14 protein-coding genes, 1 tRNA gene and 3 pseudogenes are annotated in these 16,877 nt (G+C 69.8%); 8 read left to right on the forward strand and 10 right to left on the reverse strand.

Annotated elements, in window-relative coordinates; all coding sequences use genetic code 11:
- Nucleotides 1–56: 56 nt before the first annotated feature.
- A pseudogene (locus K7787_RS12930) lies at nucleotides 57–274 on the forward strand (transposase); the annotation flags it as partial.
- A gap of 2 nt (nucleotides 275–276) precedes the next feature.
- Nucleotides 277–435: pseudogene (locus K7787_RS12935) on the forward strand (transposase); the annotation flags it as partial.
- A gap of 22 nt (nucleotides 436–457) precedes the next feature.
- Here the strand turns inward: K7787_RS12935 and K7787_RS12940 are convergent.
- Entirely contained in the window at nucleotides 458–1,441 is a 984-nt protein-coding gene (locus K7787_RS12940) for a DUF4238 domain-containing protein (RefSeq protein ID WP_223001479.1), read from the reverse strand.
- An 85-nt stretch (nucleotides 1,442–1,526) separates the two neighbouring features.
- Nucleotides 1,527–1,982 carry a hypothetical protein gene (locus tag K7787_RS12945; protein WP_223001480.1) on the reverse strand — a complete coding sequence of 152 codons (456 nt, stop codon included), beginning with the start codon at nucleotides 1,980–1,982 and terminating at the stop codon, nucleotides 1,527–1,529.
- 279 nt (nucleotides 1,983–2,261) lie between these two features.
- Here K7787_RS12945 and K7787_RS31715 point away from each other — a divergent pair.
- Nucleotides 2,262–2,375: pseudogene (locus K7787_RS31715) on the forward strand (transposase); the annotation flags it as partial.
- 161 nt (nucleotides 2,376–2,536) lie between these two features.
- On the opposite strand, the gene K7787_RS12950 reads toward K7787_RS31715, so the two are convergent.
- The 6 genes from K7787_RS12950 to K7787_RS12975 form a co-directional block, all read right to left on the reverse strand.
- The gene (locus tag K7787_RS12950) at nucleotides 2,537–3,466 is read right to left on the reverse strand and encodes a hypothetical protein (RefSeq protein WP_223001481.1); all 930 of its coding nucleotides are present in this window, start codon (nucleotides 3,464–3,466) and stop codon (nucleotides 2,537–2,539) included.
- A gap of 295 nt (nucleotides 3,467–3,761) precedes the next feature.
- Nucleotides 3,762–5,477: a relaxase/mobilization nuclease domain-containing protein gene (locus K7787_RS12955; RefSeq protein WP_223001482.1), complete on the reverse strand. Its 1,716-nt coding sequence runs from the start codon at nucleotides 5,475–5,477 to the stop codon at nucleotides 3,762–3,764.
- Nucleotides 5,474–6,034 carry a plasmid mobilization relaxosome protein MobC gene (gene mobC / locus K7787_RS12960; protein WP_223001483.1) on the reverse strand — a complete coding sequence of 187 codons (561 nt, stop codon included), beginning with the start codon at nucleotides 6,032–6,034 and terminating at the stop codon, nucleotides 5,474–5,476. Before mobC ends, K7787_RS12955 begins: the two co-directional genes overlap by 4 nt.
- Nucleotides 6,035–6,379: 345 nt before the next feature.
- Entirely contained in the window at nucleotides 6,380–7,180 is an 801-nt protein-coding gene (locus K7787_RS12965) for a DUF2637 domain-containing protein (RefSeq protein WP_223001484.1), read from the reverse strand.
- Between the two features lie 489 nt (nucleotides 7,181–7,669).
- A complete protein-coding gene (locus tag K7787_RS12970) occupies nucleotides 7,670–8,923 on the reverse strand; it encodes a DUF3631 domain-containing protein (RefSeq protein WP_223001485.1) in 1,254 nt (417 codons plus the stop codon).
- 311 nt (nucleotides 8,924–9,234) lie between these two features.
- Complete coding sequence (locus K7787_RS12975; protein WP_360084043.1) at nucleotides 9,235–9,429, reverse strand: hypothetical protein; 195 nt, start codon at nucleotides 9,427–9,429, stop codon at nucleotides 9,235–9,237.
- 141 nt (nucleotides 9,430–9,570) lie between these two features.
- On the opposite strand from K7787_RS12975, the gene K7787_RS12980 reads away from it, so the two are divergent.
- Nucleotides 9,571–10,254, forward strand: a complete 684-nt coding sequence (locus K7787_RS12980) for a helix-turn-helix domain-containing protein (protein WP_223001487.1) — start codon at nucleotides 9,571–9,573, stop codon at nucleotides 10,252–10,254.
- Nucleotides 10,251–11,924, forward strand: coding sequence for a site-specific integrase (locus K7787_RS12985; protein ID WP_223001488.1), 1,674 nt, complete (start codon nucleotides 10,251–10,253; stop codon nucleotides 11,922–11,924). The genes K7787_RS12980 and K7787_RS12985 overlap by 4 nt, the downstream gene beginning before the upstream one ends.
- 45 nt (nucleotides 11,925–11,969) lie before the next feature.
- On the opposite strand, the gene K7787_RS12990 is transcribed toward K7787_RS12985, so the two are convergent.
- Nucleotides 11,970–12,043 (reverse strand) — tRNA-Thr (locus tag K7787_RS12990).
- Between the two features lie 232 nt (nucleotides 12,044–12,275).
- Between K7787_RS12990 and K7787_RS12995 the strand changes: the two genes are divergently transcribed.
- From K7787_RS12995 to K7787_RS13005, 3 genes are all read left to right on the forward strand, one after another.
- Nucleotides 12,276–13,412: an ABC transporter ATP-binding protein gene (locus K7787_RS12995; RefSeq protein ID WP_223001489.1), complete on the forward strand. Its 1,137-nt coding sequence runs from the start codon at nucleotides 12,276–12,278 to the stop codon at nucleotides 13,410–13,412.
- A 228-nt stretch (nucleotides 13,413–13,640) separates the two neighbouring features.
- On the forward strand, nucleotides 13,641–14,090 hold the full coding sequence (locus tag K7787_RS13000) for a hypothetical protein (RefSeq protein WP_043260988.1): 450 nt from the start codon (nucleotides 13,641–13,643) through the stop codon (nucleotides 14,088–14,090).
- A gap of 116 nt (nucleotides 14,091–14,206) precedes the next feature.
- Nucleotides 14,207–14,941 carry a nucleotidyltransferase family protein gene (locus tag K7787_RS13005; RefSeq protein ID WP_164393455.1) on the forward strand — a complete coding sequence of 245 codons (735 nt, stop codon included), beginning with the start codon at nucleotides 14,207–14,209 and terminating at the stop codon, nucleotides 14,939–14,941.
- Between the two features lie 132 nt (nucleotides 14,942–15,073).
- Here the strand turns inward: K7787_RS13005 and K7787_RS13010 are convergent, their stop codons facing one another.
- Nucleotides 15,074–16,843 carry a DoxX family protein gene (locus K7787_RS13010; RefSeq protein ID WP_223001490.1) on the reverse strand — a complete coding sequence of 590 codons (1,770 nt, stop codon included), beginning with the start codon at nucleotides 16,841–16,843 and terminating at the stop codon, nucleotides 15,074–15,076.
- Nucleotides 16,844–16,877: the final 34 nt, after the last annotated feature.

The following is a 16,877-nucleotide window of genomic DNA, read 5'->3' on the forward strand; positions in this document are numbered from 1 at the left end:
TAGGCAGTGTCCGACGGGTCGGGTGACTGGGCGGTGTTCATGTCGTTCTGCTCCTCGTGGAGCGGGGCGATCTATCCGACGCAGAGTGGGATCGGCTGAGGCCGCATCTGCCACGGAACGTTGGGCGGGGCGGACGGTGGCAGAGCCACCGCAGGGTGATCAACGGCATTCTCTTCCGCCAGCGGACTGGAATCCCATGGCGGACCTGCCGCGACGGTTCGGGAAGTGGAAAACGGTCTACGACCGGCATCGACGCTGGTCCGCGGACGGCACCGCTGGTCTCTCCTGCGACGCGGCTGGCTCTCCAACGTCGCCTTCAGTACTCCCGAACACCTCGTCAAGCGCATCCGACACGGCCTACGGCACCTCCAGTACCGCACCCACCTCATAGACGGCTGCCTCGCCGAGACCGGCCTGGCCATCAGACCCGCCTGACCAGCCGCACGACATCACGAGTTCAACCCCAGTAGGCGGTCCCCGTATACCCCTCGGCCTGAAGGAAGTTCCCGGCGGTCTGGCTGAACTCGGCTTCGACTGACCTAACCGGAGGCAGTTCGATCCCGGCGAGCGGGTTGTCATCGGGGTGATGGAACAGCTCGATGCGCGAGTTCCACGCGAAGCGGCGGTTCAGCTCCTTCGCCACCGCCGTGCTGGCCGGGAACATGCCGTCCCGACCACCGGACGCCGTCATGATGATGGCCGCCCGGCGGTCGATGGGCACCATGATCGCGGCAGCGTTGGCGAGGCCGACGCCCCTCCACTCCGGTTCCTCTTCGTCACGGAGCAGGGTGACGGGGTGATCGGGCAGCAGCAGGGTCTTGCGCTCGAAGCGGCAGAGCTTCCACGAGCGGGCCATCACCATCTTGTAGGCGGTGGCCATCGCTTGCCCCATGGTGATCAGGTGGTCATTGACCGGCAGCTCGACGTAGTAGCTGGAGAAGTCGCTCAGCTCGGCCCAGGCGGCATCTACCTCCTCGTCCGAGACCGGACCATCGCTCTGGGCCTCCATACGGCGGCGGGCTTCGGGCTTCCCGCCAATGGCGATCGCCATCTTCAAGAGCTGGTCGGCGATCTCGTTGTTCGCCTGGCGAACCGCCGGGATGCGTGCGTACTGGGCTGCGACCCATTCCCCCAGGACCGCCCGGTCGGCTATGGACAGGGGCCACACATGCTCGGCGACGATCTTCGTGATCACCCTGGCGGTCTGGTCTTCAAGGTCGGCCAACAGGTTCTCGATCGTGTCGTCGCGTTGCCCGGTCTTGTCCTGCATCGAGTAGAAGTGGCTGCGGACCGTCGCGTCACCGATGCCGATGGGCTTGGGCCCGCTGCCGTCCAGCGGGACGCGCATGATCCGTTTGCCGTCCGCGAACCGCCGCAGAAGCAGCCGAGGGACCGTGTGGTGATGGCGCTTCAGCTTCTGCTTGCCCGGGTCCGTGCTCATGGGGAGACGATACGGACAGCCCCTGACACCGTCATGGCCTTTTCCGAAGGCTCAGGCCGGCTGTGGCGGCCAAGCGACGTCCAGCTCAGGTGCCCTTGAGCCCAGGGTCCCCATCCTCAAGGCCGTCGTCATACTCGGTCCACAAGGCGTCCAGCAGGTCCCTCAAGGCTCCCCCATCCCCCATGGACAGGATCAGCAAGGCATCACGCTGGTCTCTCGTCAGTCCATCGAACAGAAGACTGATGGCCTCGTCCTGCACTTCGCTCAGGTCCTTCGCGTCGGTGTCACGACCTACGCGATCAGAACCGGGCATCCGCTGCCGAGCGGCAGAGTTCCCCGCCGAGACGGGAGCCGAATCAGGAGATGAGTGGGAGGGGGTGGAGGCAAAAATGCCATCCCCTGACACCTGATCGCGCTGCATGTCCTCCATGAGCTGCGCCTGCTGCTGGACCACATAAGGGTCCAGGTCGCCCTGGGGGCCGAACACCGAAGCCGCCGTGTTCCAGACGTCGTCCGGGTACTCATCCATGGGATACGTCACAGGGTCCCCCTACTTGGTGTAGCGGCCAGTGTCGGGCCGAAGCACTGATCACCTCAAGCCGCAACGTCGCGCTCTTCGTCGCAAGGCGCATCAGGTCCTGCTTTACCCGTCGAAGCATCTTGGCCTGGTAGGCGGTCAGCGGCGGCGCGGTGGCCAACTGCCGCTCCACCAGGCGGCCTCCTGGCCCTCCCGCTCGACGAAGGCCATCTGGTGCCGCACGAGGCCCTGGACGAGCTTCCGCATCGCCGGGGACCTCAGACTCTTCCATCTTGCGGCCGTACTCCCGAACACCTCGTCAAGCGCATCCGACACGGCCTACGGCACCTCCAGTACCGCACCCATCTCATAGACGGCTGCCTCACGGAGGCCGGCCTGGCCATCAGACCCGCCTGACCAGCCGCACGACATCACGAGTTCAACCTCAGTAACGCCTGGAAGCCGGGCCTCCCCAAGGGGAGGCCCGGCTTCGTGCTACTGCGCCTTGGCCCGCGTCAAAAAGACTTCTGTCGAATTGAATGCGTGGGCGGATAGTAATTAACAGGCTGGCCCGGCCGCTATTTGGGCAGACCTGAGGAAAGCCAGTCCATGGCCCTCATCCCAGCGACGACCAATTGTCTCGCATCAAGATGTGTCGGAGTCTTGAGCTTATGGGCCATCTTATTCCGCGCATTGAAGAGCGCTCCGAGATCCGACCAGAGCGCAGGATCATCTGCTTCGAGGGATCGACTAATCACTGCTTTCGCAATCGGCCCGTAGAGGTCGACGGCGGTACCGTGCTCTTGCTGGAGTGTTCGCAGGCTGGGCGTGGATCCGGGAGGTCGGCAAGACTTGAAGGATTCCTTGGCATGCGTCTCGGCCGCGACTGCCGCCAACAGAATAGCCATCCCGGGCTGTGGGCTGTTGGTCGACTGCGTCAGGTACCGCGCTTGCGCGAGCAGCGCTCGTGCGGGCGAGACACCGTCGCGCAGTGCTCTCGTGGCCGTGTCGACGGTGAGTGCGGGCAGACCCACCACCATGGAGTATCCGGGATTGAGTGGTTCAGGCACCGGCAGTTCGAGACCCTGGGTGATGTCTCTCACTGTGAGAGAAAGCATCTTCGGGATCTCTCCCACCATTCCGACGCTCGGCTGCTCGACCCGCAGCGCGTCGGACAGGCGTGCAGCGGCGAACCTAATGGCCGTGATGGCGGCTTTCAGCTCTCTTCGCACGACATCTTCATCAAGGTCGGAAGTGAGCGTGAAAACGGTGTGCGCGGTGAACCGTGCCGGGCCCAGCGCCACCGGTGCGCTGCCGTCGCCCCACCAACTGACGTATCCCTCAGCAGGAAGCTGGCCCTCGAACTTGGGGAAGGCGAGCACCACATCGAAGGCATCGACCGTGGCCGTGAGGGGCACAGAGGCGAGGGCAGGGTCGATGTGGCACATGCGGCCGACGGTCGGCTCACTGGATGCCTGGTATACGGCATCTATGCGGATCTCATTCATAGGGAATGATGTTCGCCTGTGGGCCTAATGTTCCGCAGCCGATTTCCGGAGTCTGGGGCGCCGCGTTCGTACTCGGGTTGGTACCTCTAGCGCTTGAAGGCGAGAGCAAAGGTTCGGTCCCTTCTGCCCGTCCCAATCTCCGGTTGGTGCACGGATGCGTTCTCACTGCAACCCACCACTCTCCCCAGCTCCCATCCCGTCCGCCGTCGCCCCACACACCGTGGAGCGAGCCTGGTCCATGGCGTCCAGGTGGAGCGCGCCACTGTTTACCCGCGAGCGGCCTGACGGCCTGCTTCTACCGCTGCTGTAGGCGTTGCTGTTCGGCAGGTGCCGTCGCCACCGTCGAGGGCCGGGGGCTGGGGTGCTGCCGGGCGGGAACCGAACCCGCGATGGTTGAGCGTCGGCGGGCGGCTTCGGCTCGGCGGTTGGGTGCCGGGTTTCGGCTGGTGTGCTGGATGCGGGTGATGAGGACGCGGGCGGGCTGGCGGGCGGTGGTCAGCTCGCGCTGTGCGGCGGCTTCTGTGAGGAGCTGGTGGGGCTGGTAGCCGCGGGCTTGGGCATCGGCGAGGACGGTGGCGAGTGCCGGCCAGACCGGGTCGGTGAGGATCCGCTCGGCGTGGTCGGGGACTGCCGCTCGTACGTCGCTGGCCAGAACGCCAAGCGCTTGCTCCCTGGTGGGCCGTGCCGCGAGTTCGGTGAGCGTAGGGGTGAGGGCGTTGTCGGCGGCGGTCTGGAGGTGCTGGACTGCCTGGCGGGCCGCTTCGGCCTGGTGGGCGTGGTTCTTCGCCTCGTGCCAGCGTCCGGCGACGATGGCAGACCAGACGAGGCCGGCGAGCAGAGCGGCCAGCGCGCTGCCGTCGGGGCCGGTGGCGGTGTGGACGATGTCGCGTGCCGCAAGACGCAGGGCGTGGGCAGCGCGGTCTTCGGCGCGAATCTGGGAGCGCTGGGCCCGGGCGAACGCCTTGGAGGCCGCCTGGAGTTCGGCGCGCAGGTTGGCCGGTGCTTTCTGGGCGGTGGCTTCGATCAGTTCGCCGAGGGCGGTGATGTGGGCCTGGGCGCGAGTGTCGTCGACCAGGTCGCTGTGGAGGGTGTCGAGTGCGTCGGCAGCCTGGTGCCAGGGGGTGCTGGGGCGGTTGCGGCGGGCGGTGGGATGCTCTTCGACGCGGCTGGATTCGAGGCGGGCCTGGATCTTGGGCAGGGACAAGTCGGGGGCGATCCTGCCTCCGGAGTGGAAGATCTGTTCACCGTCCTCGTTGAGGTCGCCGGGACGGCCGGCTGCGTAACCGAGGAGGTCTCCTGACGGGCCGCGCCGGGCTTTGACCTCGATGCCGTCGGCTTCAAGGTAGGCGAGGAATTCCTCGGCACCGGTCACGTGGGGGATGGCGGCGCGGATGCGGTCCTGGAGCCATTCACGGCTGCTCTGGTCCCAGCCGAGTCTTTCAGCCTTGTGCATCTCAGCCTGGGTGGGCCGGCGCGTACCGGTGCGGTCGCCCTTGTTCAGGCGGCGCAGCCCGTAGTCCTTCTCGATCTCGCGGCAGGCGTCGCCGACGCGCAGGCCGCTGTCGTGGAGTTTGGGGCGGCGGCCGTCCTCGCGGACGGTAGTGGCGAGGATGTGGATGTGGTCGTCGGCGTGGCGTACGGCGATCCAGCGGCAGGCCAGGTCGTCGCCGGCGGGGGCGATGCCGGCGGCCTGGACGATGCGCTGGGCGATCTCGGCCCACTCGGCGTCGGAGAGGTAGCGGTCCTCGGGCGCGGCGCGGACGGGGCAGTGCCAGACGTGGTCGGTGACCTTCCTTCCGAACTCGCTGTTGCGCAGCCTTACGGGTTCGTCGAGGTGGCGGGCGAGTTCGGTGAGGGTAGCGTTCTCGTCGCGGCCGGGGTCGGGCATGCCGAGCATGGCGAAGCCGGCCACGATGTGCGGGTCGAGGTGTTCGTCGTGGCGGCCGGGTCCGTAGAGGTAGGCGAGCAGGCCGCGGGTGTTGGCCCCGGCCGGTTTGATGGCGGCGATCACGCGGACGCCTCCGTTTCTGGGTCGGCGGGCTGGCGCAGGGCCTCGGCGATCAGCTCCAGCAAGTCCTGGACTTCTGCAAGGTGCCGGCGGATGTCGGGCGGGGTGTAGTCGCTGTTGAGGGCTCGGGCGATCTGGTTGACGTTGACGCCGATGCGGTTGAGCTGGCGCAGGACCTGCGCGCGGAAGATGTGGGTGCGGCGGCGGTCCTCGGACAGGGGCAGGTTGGCGGTGAACCGGCCGCTGATGAACGCCAGGACGATGTCCGCGGCGAAGCCGGATTCGCCCTTGTAGCCTTGCTCGGCGGCGGCTTCCCTGAGCCGGGTGCGCTCGTCGTCGGTGAAGCGCAGGGGGCCGACGCGGTCATCACGCTTGTCGCCGGTGAAGCGGCGGATCGTCGGCTGGACGCTCTGCACGGCGGGCTCGCCGGCGATAGCAGCGTCTTGACGCACAGGGTGGAGGATCTGGCGCTGGACGGCGTGGAGCGTGTCCGGGTCAGGGCCGTCCTCGGCCACGGCCTCCTGGTCCTGCGCCCCCTGGCGCCGGGCCGTCTCTGCCACCCCCGGGGCGGAGATCCCCGAAGTCCGGCCTTGAGTCGGACTCGGGGTACTACTGGCTCCGCCAGGGGCACCCCGTCCGAACGCACGCCGCAGACGGTTCATCAGCGTCGGGGACTTCGTCAGCGCCATCGGCTCGTCTGGGGCGTTTTCGGGGTGGTGCGGGTCGTGCGTCACTGGCGGCGCTCCAAGGGGGATGGGCAAGGCGGGCGGTTCACGCAGGAGAGGGCAGCGGAGTGGGGGGTCACCGCCCCGTCCACGGATGTGGATAAGCGGGCGTCGAGTGAAACCGGGGATCGACTGGCCGGGGTGACCGGAAGGGTTCCGGTCACCCCGGTGGGAATCCGGTCAGCCGCTGTCCGGACCGGTCTCGGCGGCGGATTCGATTTCGGGCCGGAGGGTGGTCATCACGTCGGTCTGCCGCTCGCTGCTGATCGTCAGCCCTTTGGTCTTGACGGCCTTTCGGAGCAGTGACCGGGTCAGCGTTCCGTGCTCGGCGAGGGTGATCCGGCCGATCTCCACGAGTTCCTCAAGCGTGGCGCCGGGCGGACGGCCACCACGCGGCCTGCTCTCCGCAATCCCGGAAGGTGGTTCCGTTAGCTGGCTGGGCACAGCGGCCAGCGGCTGGGTGGGCCGGACCGGCTCGGCCGGCGGCTCGCCGATCGTGGCGGGGGCGGCGACCGGTGGTTCCGGCGCCAGAACCGGCGCGGGATCCGGATGGCCTGCGGGTTGGTCGACGAGCTGGTGGATCTGCCGCATCAGGACACCGAAGGCCAGCAGTGCGGCGGTCGGAGGAACCGCGGCGACCACGTAGTCGAGCAGCGGCACGGTGCCCGCGCTGCCCGTGCCGTTGACTCCGGCCACGTTGAGCGCGATGGAACCGACCGACCCGGTGGCCGTGAGGGCGATTGCCCACTTGTCGGTCACCCTGCGCAGGCCCGCGCGGAGCATGAGCAGTTCACCCGCGACGATGAACGCGTCCAGGGTCGCAGGCCAGGCCCAGCGGCGGGTGGGAGAGCTGCGCAGCCCGTGCTGGCCGGCGACCTCGGCAAGGTGCGCGTACGACAGCCAGAATCCGCTGATGGTGAGGGCGACGATGACCAAGCCGGCCGCACCGAGCGTGTACCGCTCGATGTCCTGCTTGGTCATCGACAGCCGCCCTCCGCCGGGGCGGTGCCCACGACTGGTGGGTGTGGGGTTGGAGGTGGGGAGGGTCAAGCGGGGTGCTCCTGGGGGTGTGGCGGTGTGATCCGTCTTGCCGTCTTGGCCGTTGCAAGCGCAGGTCAGGGCCGGTACGGCAGGGGCCTTGATGTGCCGTACCGGCCGGGTCCGGGCGCTTCCCGCGTGTGCAGGCGCGGCCTGGCGGCGAGGGTCGGCCGGTGGGGTCTCGGCCTATCCCTTGCGGACCGGGACGGCACCGCTCCGTTGTGCCGTCCCGGCAGACCGGGCTTTGACCTGCGGTGATACGGCGCGGACGCATGGGACGGCACAAGACGGATCCGGGCGGCGTCTCACGGCAGCAGCGATCGCCATGATCGTGCTGCCGTCTTGTCCCCGGTTGCCGTCTTGCCTGCGTGCCGTTTGACCTGCGAGATCACGGCAGGGACGGCAGGGACGGCCACCCGGGGGGTGCGGGGCTCAGCCTGTAGCGGGGGCGGCAGGCTCGGCGTTCACCGAGTGAACGGTGGGGCAGTAGCGCCGCCAGGCGTCGAGGAACTTGTTGCGCATGTAGCCCTTGCGCTGGGTTCCGTCGGCGAGGCGGACATTGCCGGGCCTGATGCCGAACTCCCGGAGCATCGCTGCCAGGTCCTTGGCGTTCAGCCCGTTGCGTCCCCACTCCGCCCACGGGCTCTCGGCATCCAGGCGGAGCTGGTGGAGCAGCTCGTCCGTGGTGAGGCTGTCGGGCTCGCGCTGTGCCACGAACACCCTGCGGATGTCCGCGAGGATCCGGGCCCCGCCGGACCGGTCCTCCTCCGCCTCGACCTCGGCGGCGACCATCCGTGCACACGCCTCGCGGGCGCGCCGGGGCCAGGATCCGGCAGCCAGGTCCGCGATGATGACCAACGGCTCCCAGGTGTCCGCGGCCCGGTCCTCCACCGGCATCTCCGGCTCCAGATCCGCCGCCTCATCCAGCAGCGGCCTCGCCCATGCAGCGACCCGGTCGCGCAGGTCGTGCAGAGCCGGGATGTCGCGTCGGGAGCGGAAGGGCTTGACGCGCTCCCCGTCCGCCCGGCGGCGCATACGGACCACCACAGCCCGGTCCATGATCGTGTCGGGCAGGTCACCGATCCCCGCCAGCGCCGCCATGGCGAAGGTAGCGAACCGGTGCGGGGTGTGGTCGTTGCCGACCACACGGATGACGTAGCGGTTGCGCTGATGGCCGGCGTTGAGCAGGCCGCGCATCTCCTCGTTCTTCTCCGCCTGCTTCGGCGTGCCGAAGATGGTGTCCGCCTCGTCCACCAGGAGCGTGGGCGGTTCCTCGGTGATCGACCGGAAGACCGCAGCCGGTGTGGTGTTGATGGTGAGCATCGGCTCGTGGACCGTCTCGGTCAGCACATCCAGCAGCCGCGACTTACCGCACCGCTTCGCCGGCCCCACCACCGCCAGCCGCGGCGCATGCTGCCAGGCGGGCTGCAGATGCGTCGCCGCCACCCACAACGTCACCGCATCCAGCGCCTCCGGCGACGGCAGAATCACGAACTTCGCTATCTGCCCACGCAGTTCATCCAGCAGCATCGACCCAGCGGTCGGCTCCGGATCCGGCAGCGGAGCCTCGGCCGGCGCGGCGGGCTCGGATTCGCCCTGGCCGGACTTGCCCGGCACTGCGACCGGCGGCCAAGCGGCGACAGGGGGTACGGGGGTGGAATAGGGCGCGGGGTTCTCAGGTTGCACTGGGCGGCTCCTCTTCTGCGGCTCCGGGCATGCAGGCCCAGCGGCGCGGATCGTTCGTTGGATGCGGGCGACGGGGATTCCCGGGCCTCCGGCGTTGCCTCGCCGGAGGCCCGCTGCGTTCCGAGACGGAACACGCGCTGCGTTCCGAGTCGGAACACGCCCGGTGTCCCGAGTCGGAACAGGGGCTTTGTCCCGAGTCGGGACACTCGCTCGGTTCCCCGAGGGAACACGGACAGTACGTCCGCCCTGGGCAACAGTCCAGCATTTCTGTGTCAGCTCAGCGCAGAACCGTCTGCTATGTTCCCGCCCCTTCACGCCGCCAGACCCAGCAGCTCCCACAGGTCGGCGGTCACCACCCGGTAGGCGTTGCCCAGGCGCAGCACCTTGCACGGGTAGGCGCCCCGCTTCGCCAGCTCATACCCCTTGCTCCGGCCGAGCCCCAGCGCTCGATTGCTCGTGTCCAGGTCAACCGCCACGGGAAGGGCGAGCACCTCTTCCCGACTCATCCCCTTCAAGCCCTTCGAGTCTTCGGTCATCGCGTCGTCGCGCATACAGTGCGCCCCTTTCCATGCAGCCCTCGGCGAACGCGGTCATCACGTCCGGCTCCAGGCGTCTATAAACCAGGATGGCCAAGCTAATGTGTCTCTATGACACAACCCGGTTTCGATGATGGAAGCGACGAGGACGACGTCCCCGAGTGGGCGGACCGGATCAAGGCCAACGTGGCCGGCGAAGTCCGACGCAGAAGGAAGGAGATGGGGTGGAGCGCACAGGAACTGGCAGACCGGTGCGAGCAGCTCGGCCATCCCATCCCGCGCAACGTGATCGCCAACATGGAGTCCGGGCGCCGGGCGGTCCTCCCCCTCGTGGACGTCATGGTCCTGGCCGCCGCCCTGGAGACGTACCCGGTCTGCCTGATCTTCCCGGTCGGCTACGTCGAGCAGACCCAGGAACTCCCCTTCCAGCACCTCGTGCCCACCTGGGACGCCCTGCGCCGCTTCACCGGTGAGGAGGAGGTGCCCGGCCACGACGCGGGCCTGGTCTCTGACTTCGAGCTTCACGCCAGTCTCGTCCGCACCGCTATCGCCGCACTCGAAGAGGAAGAACGCGCCCGGTTCGCAGCCAAGACGGCCACCAGCCGCGCCGAGAAGGAGGAAGCCGAGCGCAGGCGGAGCAAGTACGCCGACCAGGCCGTCTCGGCCAAGTACAGGCTCCGCTACCTCCGCCGCGACCTCCGCGACGAGGGGGCCACCCCACCCCCGCTACCGCCCGCACTCGGCGACGTAGACCTGCCCGAACCCGATACCGACACCTCGGAGGAACGCCTTTGAAGGGCTCCACCCACCGCCGCTGCTACTGCCGCGACCCCGAGACCGGCAAGCCGCTCGGCAAGAACTGCCCCAAGCTCTCCAGCCGCAAGCACGGCTCGTACTCCATACGCCAGGAGCTACCGTCCCGCGAGGACGGCACCCGCCGCTCATTCAGCCGCGCCGGCTACGACTCCCTCAAAGCCGCCCAGGCCGACCTCGACCACGTCCGCGCCCTCCTCGGGCTCGCCGAATCCGACGATCCCGAAGGGCTGGCGCATATCGCCGAGCTACTGGAGAAGGTGGCTGACGAGAAGGCCCCGCTCCCGAACGTCGAGGAGACGCGGCGGCGCCTCAGCCACGGCCTGGATCTGACCAGCCGACTCACCGTCGGCGAGTGGCTGGACATGTGGCTGGCTGCCAAGAAGGGACGGCCGAGCGCCATCAGCCGAGATGAGAGCAACATCCGCGTCCATCTCAAACCGCGGATCGGGCACATCCGGCTCGACCGCCTGCGCGTCAGCCACCTGTCGGAGATGTTCGAGGCCATCGCAGAGGCGAACGTCGAGATCGAGGAGGCCAACGCCGCCCGCCGCAGGGCAATCGAGGACCTTGCCGAGATCCCCTGGAAGGGGCGCGAGCACCGCGCCCGCCGCAAGGTGTTGAAGGCCGCCATCGCCGAGATGGATCCTTTCCGCCGCATGGTCACTCCGGCCACGCGTCAGCGCATCCGCTCCACTCTGCGGGCCGCGCTGAACACCGCGATCGCCCAGCAGCTCATCACCTTCAACCCGGCGGCGCACGTCCCGATGGAGGCGGGCAAGCGCCCCAAGGCGCTGGTGTGGACCGAGGAGCGCATTCTCCACTGGAAGCGCACCGGCGAGAAGCCATCACCCGTGATGGTCTGGACGCCGGAGCACACCGGCCTCTTCCTCGACCACGTCGCGGAGGACCGCCTGTACGCGCTGTGGCACCTGGTCGCCTTCCGTGGGCTGCGGCGTGGCGAGGCGTGCGGGCAGAGGTGGACCGACACTCACCTCGATGAGAGCCGTATCACCGTGGCCAAGCAGCTCGTCGTCAGCGGCTGGGAGGTGTACGAGGACGATCCCAAGACCGACGCCGGCGCCCGCACCATCGCGCTCGACTCCGACACGGTCCAGGCCCTCAAGCAGCACCGCGTCCAGCAGGACAAGGACCGAGAGGAATGGGGCAGCGCCTGGGTGGAGACCGCCCGTGTGTTCACCAAGGAGAACGGCGAGATGCTCCACCCCGCCAACGTCACCCGACGCTTCATCGAGCTGTACGAGGAGATCGGCCTCCCGCCGATCCGGCTCCACGACCTCCGCCACGGCGCGGCGACGCTCGCCCACGCGGCTGGTGCCGACCTGAAGGACATCCAGGAGATGCTCGGCCACTCCTCGATCGCCATCACAGCGGACACGTACACGAGCCTGCTCCCGGAAGCCGACCGCGCGATCGCAGAGGCCGCCGCCCGCCTTGTCCCGCGCGCACGCCGAACGGGTGATGCCGAGGGGGCGGAAGCCGAGCGAGAGGCGCCTGACGGCGTGGAGTCAGGCGCCGAGGAGATGCCGGCGGATGCCGGGGAATCCGCAGCCCAGTCGGGCACTGGTGACGCATCCGCTCACGCACCGCTCACGCAATCGGCCCCGGACGAGGAGTCCGAGGCCGAGTAAAGCGCCTCCCTGAGGAGAGACCCCAGGTCAGCGCGGTGTTAGAAGAGCCCCCTGTCGGATTCGAACCGACGACCTTCGCTTTACAAGAGCGGCGCTCTGACCAGCTGAGCTAAGGAGGCGACGGGGTCACGCCCGTGCAGTGTACCCGGGCAGCAGACCGGGACCTCGAAAATTTCCGCGAAGTTCACAGCCCTCGACCTACTGACAGAGCAGGTGAACGCCGGGTACCGTCCTGATCCAGTTCACTCGTGTGGACCACAGACACCCACAACGGAACATCCGTAGTGGCGACCACCTTCCTACAACGGATCGTCCGGCACGTTCCTGCCGGTAGAAGGGGGCCCATTCACCATGGCCACTGTGCAGTTCGACAAGGCGACCCGGATCTACCCGGGTTCCGAGAAGCCCGCCGTCGACGCTCTGGAGATCGACATCGCGGACGGTGAGTTCCTCGTCCTGGTCGGCCCGTCCGGCTGCGGCAAGTCCACCTCGCTGCGGATGCTCGCGGGGCTCGAGGACGTCAACCGCGGCGCCATCCGCATCGGGGACCGCGACGTCACCCACCTGCCGCCCAAGGACCGGGACATCGCCATGGTGTTCCAGAACTACGCGCTCTACCCGCACATGACCGTCGCCGACAACATGGGCTTCGCGCTCAAGATCGCCGGCGTCAACAAGACGGAGATCCGGCGCAAGGTCGAAGAGGCCGCGAAGATGCTGGACCTCTCCGAGTACCTGGACCGCAAGCCGAAGGCCCTGTCCGGCGGTCAGCGCCAGCGCGTCGCCATGGGCCGCGCCATCGTCCGCGACCCGCAGGTGTTCCTCTTCGACGAGCCTCTGTCGAACCTCGACGCCAAGCTCCGCGTGTCGACCCGTACGCAGATCGCCTCGCTCCAGCGCCGCCTCGGCATCACCACCGTCTACGTCACCCACGACCAGGTCGAGGCCATGACGATGGGCGACCGGGTGGCCGTGCTCAAGGGCGGCATCCTCCAGCAGGTGGACTCGCCGCGGAACATGTACGACAAGCCCGCCAACGTCTTCGTCGCCGGCTTCATCGGCTCCCCCGCCATGAACCTGATCGACGTGCCGATCATCGACGGCGGCGTGAAGTTCGGCAACAGCGTGGTGCCGGTCAACCGGGACGCGCTCAAGGCCGCCGCCGACAAGGGCGACCGCACGGTGACCGTGGGCGTCCGCCCCGAGCACTTCGACGTGGTCGAGCTGGGCGGCGGCGCCGCGGCCTCGCTGTCCAAGGACACCACCGACGAGCCGGCCGGCCTCGCCGTCTCGGTGAACGTGGTCGAGGAGACCGGCGCCGACGGCTACATCTACGGCACCGTCACCGTCGGCGGCGAGCAGAGGGACCTCGTGGTCCGCGTCAGCAGCCGCGCCGTCCCGGAGAAGGGCGCCACCGTGCACGTCGTGCCGCGGCCGGGCGAGACCCACGTGTTCTCGACGTCCACGGGCGAGCGTCTCTCCGACTGACACTCGTACGGCTGAAACCTCGGGTCACCCCGGGGCGATTCGCTCAGGTTGACGAGAAGGGCCCCGCGAACTGGCGCGGGGCCCTTTCCCGTTTCCCCGGAATACCCCACGGCACCGGACATTTCGAGCGATGTTCGTCAACATGCCGCCCGGCGCGCCGCCCATCCCGATCCCTCGAAGGGGTGACTAAATGTCGCCAAATCATTACCGGGGGCTACGCTGCGACGCGTGAAGCACTCCACCACCCACCCCACGCGACGCGGCCGGGGCCCCGCCCGCCGGATCGGCCGCTCCCTCGCCCTCGTCCTGCCCGTCGTCCTGGTGCTCTCCGGGACCCTCGCGGTCACCCGCGTCGACTGGTCTGGGGACTCCTCGTCCTCGGTGCTCACCGCGTCCGACACGTCGGTGGCCGGCGCCCCGGCCCGCGCCCGCGCCCCCCAGGACGTGCTGCGCGACCAGTTGCTGACGGAGCTGCAGGAGAAGGACCCGGGCGTCGCGCTCACCCACCTCCAGCAGGCGGTCGACGACCGCCCGTCCCTGGCCCGGCACTGCACGTCGATCGCCCGCACCCTCGGCCGCGCGGCGGTCCGCCTCTACGGCGCCTCCCGCGCCCAGTCCTACGCCCGCCCGGTCTGCGACACCTCCTTCGCCTCGGGCGTCCTCGCCACGCACAGCTGAGGGCCGGGGGTCGGGTCCCCGGCCCCCGCACACCCTCGTACGCCCCCTCGCATCCCGTCCTCGCCCACCCCGTCACCCCCGGACAGCGGTCGCGTACGGGCACGTACAGTGCCCCCATGACCCATCCGAATGCGGCTTCGCGCCCCACTCAAGCCGTCGTCCTGGCCGGAGGCCAAGGGTCCCGGCTGCGGCCCTACACCGACGACCGGCCCAAGCCGATGGTCGAGATCCCCGGCACGGGCACCCCGATCATCGGGCACCAGCTCGCCTGGCTCGCCGAGGAGGGCGTCACGGACGTGGTGATCTCCTGCGGGCACCTCGCCGAGGTCCTCCAGGAGTGGCTGCGGTCGGCCGCTCTGCCCGTGAACGTCACCACCGCCGTGGAGACGGAGCCCCTCGGCCGCGGCGGCGGCCTGAAGTTCGCCGCCGCCCACCTCCCCCACCCGGACCGCGCCTGGTACGCCACCAACGGCGACATCTGGACCCGCTTCTCGCTGCGCGACATGGCGGACTTCCACACCGAGCGCGACGCGCTGGCGACCGTCGCGCTGGCCCGGCCGCGCATCCCGTGGGGCGCCGTGCAGACGGACGGCTTCGGCCACATCACGGACTTCATCGAGGCCCCGCCCTCCACGTTCGAGATCAACGCGGGCGTCTACGTCTTCTCCCCCGGCTTCGCCGATCTGCTCCCCGAGCGCGGCGACCACGAGCGGACCACGTTCCCGCGGCTGGCCCGCGAACTCCGCCTGGCCGGCTTCCCGATCCCGCAGGGCGCCTACTGGCGGGCCATCGACACCGCGAAGGACCTCACCGAAGCCGCGAAGGAACTGGCCGCCCTGGGCCGCGCCTGACGCCCCGCCACCGCACGACAGCGCACGACCAACGAGAAGGGGTCCCGCACAGGTTCTGTGCGGGACCCCTTCTCGTGAGTGGCGCGGTCGGCCGTGCGCGTTCTCGTGAGTGGCGCGGTCGGCCGTGCGCGGCTACCCCAGCAGGCCGCCCACCAGTCCCGGCCGCCCGGAGGACGTGCCGCCGGCGGAGCCCGAGTCGCCGCCCGAGCCGGAACCGCCGCTCGCGCCGCCGCCCGAGGTCGGGCCCGCGCTGGTGCTGGGCGCCTGCCGTACGGGGGCGGACTGGCGGGGCGTGGTGCGGCCCGTGGTGCCCTGGGTCTGGCTGGGCGCGCCGGTGGTGGCGCCGCCGCTCTCGCGGGCCGTGCCCGGCGTGGTCGCGGGGCCGCCGGACGGACCGGTCGTCGTACCGCGACGGCTGGGCGCGGCCGGGGCGGTCGGCGACTTGTCCTGTCGCTTGCCGTCGGAGTGCCGCGGCAGCGGCGACCCGGGCAGCGCGTTGCGCGGGGCCTCGCCCGGCCGGGGCGCGACCACCTGGTCGGCGTCGCGCACCGCGTCGCCGAGCAGCGACCCGGTCAGCAGGGTGAGCCCGGTGACGACCACCGTGAGCAGCGCGCCGCGCCGCAGCACGTACCGGCGCAGGTCCCAGATGTGGGCGCGCGGTCCCAGCCGCCGCCAGGCGGACGCGGCGAGGCGGCCGTCGACGGAGTAGACGGGCGCGCCGGCGATGATCAGCGGCGACCAGGCGGCGAGGTAGATGATGTCGGGCGCGTCGTAGACGGGCAGGGTGCGCCAGCTGACCGTGACGATGAGCGCGGCCGACAGCAGCGCGCCGAACACCGCGGCGACCCGCTGCCAGCAGCCGAGGATGGTCAGCACGCCGACGATGACCTGGAGGAAGGCGATGACCAGCCCGGAGCCGACCGGGTGCTGGAGGGCGAACTGGCGCAGCGGCTCGGCGGCTTCCCAGGGGTGCAGCGAGTTGAGCCACTTGACCATGGAGCCGCGCTTGCCGCCGTCGAAGTAGAGCGGGTCGCACAGCTTGCCCATGCCGGCGTAGATGGTGACGAAGCCGAGGAAGATCCGCAGCGGGAGCAGGACCACGCCGAGGTTCATCCGGCGGCCGGGGTAGTAGGCGTGGCGGGCCGGGTCGTCGCTGTGCCGCCGGCCGCGCCGGCGGCCGTCCGCCACGGTCTCGTCCGGGCCGTAGGGCTCGTCGTCGTAGGCGTCGTCGTACGTCTGGCCGCCGTACGCCCGGCCGTCGTAGGCATAGCCGTCGGGGTGGCCGGGGCGGGTGTGGGGCGGTGCGCCGCCCGGCGTGGCGTAGCCGGCGCCGGTGTGGCCGCCGTATCCGCCGGAGTCGTAGCCGGACTCGGCGGTGCGCATGTGCGGGAGCAGCCGGGTCTCGCCGGAGTCGGGGCCGTGCGGGCCGCCGACGACGGGCATCCCGACGGTCTGGTCGAGGGTGTCGTAGGAGCCGCCGCCCGCGCCCCGGCCGGAGCCGGCGTCGATGCGCGGGATGACCTGGGTGGCCCCGGCGTCGGCGGCGGACTCCTCGGTGTGGCCCACGCTGCCGCTGCGCACGGCCTGCAGCAGCCGGTGGGCGCCGGTGTCGTCGGGGGCGGACCGGCCGCTCCAGACGAGGGGGCGGCGGGGGGCGGCGGTCCCGGCCAGGCCGGCGGCGGGCACCCGGGCGGCGGTGTCGGCGGCGCCCTGGGACGGGGCGGGCCGAGGGGACCGGGCGCGCCACGACGCGGCGCCCAACTGCACGCGGAAGCTCGCGTGGGAGACGATGACCTGCGCCGGATCGCTCGGCACCTTCACCATGCTCAGCGCGGGAGCGTCGTCGTATCCCGACGAGCGGTCCCCCGTGGGTGTGCGGGGTGTTCTGGTGTCCACACTCATCTAACCGAGTGACGTGGAGTTAGGACACTGCCGT

The organism is Streptomyces sennicomposti, assembly GCF_019890635.1.
In the GTDB taxonomy this organism is placed as follows: domain Bacteria; phylum Actinomycetota; class Actinomycetes; order Streptomycetales; family Streptomycetaceae; genus Streptomyces; species Streptomyces sennicomposti.